This window comes from Halovulum dunhuangense, assembly GCF_013093415.1.
Taxonomy (GTDB): Bacteria; Pseudomonadota; Alphaproteobacteria; order Rhodobacterales; family Rhodobacteraceae; genus Halovulum; species Halovulum dunhuangense.
On sequence record NZ_JABFBC010000022.1, the window covers coordinates 1 to 1,394 of the forward strand.

The 1,394-nt window shown below is 70.2% G+C and carries 1 protein-coding gene; it reads right to left on the minus strand.

The features are described from left to right. On the minus strand, window positions 1–1,394 hold a 1,394-nt coding region (locus HMH01_RS17715), incomplete at both ends, for a heavy metal translocating P-type ATPase (protein ID WP_171327124.1).

The following is a 1,394-nucleotide window of genomic DNA, read 5'->3' on the forward strand; positions in this document are numbered from 1 at the left end:
ACAGGTCACCGCCCAGCAGGGTGATGCCGGCGCTCTCCATCGCCACATCGGCCCCCGTTCCCATGGCGATGCCCACATCGGCGGCGGCCAGCGCGGGCGCATCGTTGACGCCATCGCCTGCCATGGCGATCTTGTGGCCATCGCGGCGCAAGCGGTCGATCAGCTCCTTCTTGGCCTCGGGCAGGATGCCGGCGCGCACCTCGTCGATCCCGAGCTTGCCTGCGACTGCCTGCGCCGTGCGTGCGTTGTCGCCCGTCGCCATGATGACCCGCAGCCCTAGCGCGTGAAGTTCCCTGATTGCCTGCGCGGTCGAGTCCTTGATCGGGTCGGCCACCGCCACGATGCCCACCAGCGCGCCATCGACGGCGACGAACATCGCGGTCTTGCCCTCGGCGCGCAGGGTGTCGGCCCTGGCCTCGGCCGTGTCGGTGTCGAGCCCCATCTCCCGCATCATCGCGGCATTGCCGAGCGCCACCGCGCGCCCGCCGACGCGGCCTTGCACGCCCTTGCCGGTCGTTGCTTCGAAGTCGGCAGACTCAAGGCGTGCCGCACCCTCGGCCTCGGCCCCTTCGACGATCGCTTCGGCCAGTGGGTGTTCCGAGCCGCGCTCGAGGGCTGCGGCCAGCGCCAGCAGGTCGCTCTCGTTCATCTCCCCGAGCGCGACGGTATCCGTCAGCTTCGGCTTGCCCATGGTCAGGGTGCCGGTCTTGTCCACGATCAGCGTATCGACACCAGCCATGCGCTCCAGCGCCTCCGCGTCCTTGATCAGCACGCCTGCCTGCGCCCCGCGCCCCGCCGCCGTGGTGATCGAGATCGGTGTCGCCAACCCAAGCGCGCAGGGGCAGGCGATGATCAGCACCGACACGGCGGAGGCAATGGCGAAGACCAGCGCGGGTTCGGGGCCGAAGGCCAGCCAGACGACGAAGGTGATAATCGCGATGGCGACCACCGTCGGCACAAAGACCGCCGAGACCCGGTCGGCCAGCCCCTGGATCGGCGCGCGCGAGCGCCGCGCGTTCGACACCATCGCCACGATCTGCGCCAGCACTGTGTCGGACCCGACCTTGCCCGCCTCGATCACGAGGCTGCCGTTCTTGTTGATCGTGGCCCCGGTCACCGCATCGCCCGGACCCTTCCCGACGGGCATCGACTCGCCGGTCAGCATGCTCTCATCGAGCGACGAGCGTCCTTCGATCACCGTCCCGTCGACCGGCACCGCATCGCCGGGACGCACCCGCAGCCGGTCGCCTTCCAGGATGTTTTCCAGCGGCGCGTCGTATTCGGTGCCGTCCGGCAGGATGCGCCGCGCGGTCTTGGGCGCGAGGTCCAGCAGCGCGCGGATCGCGTCGCCGGTGCGTTCGCGCGCGCGCAGTTCCAGCACCTGGCCCACGAAG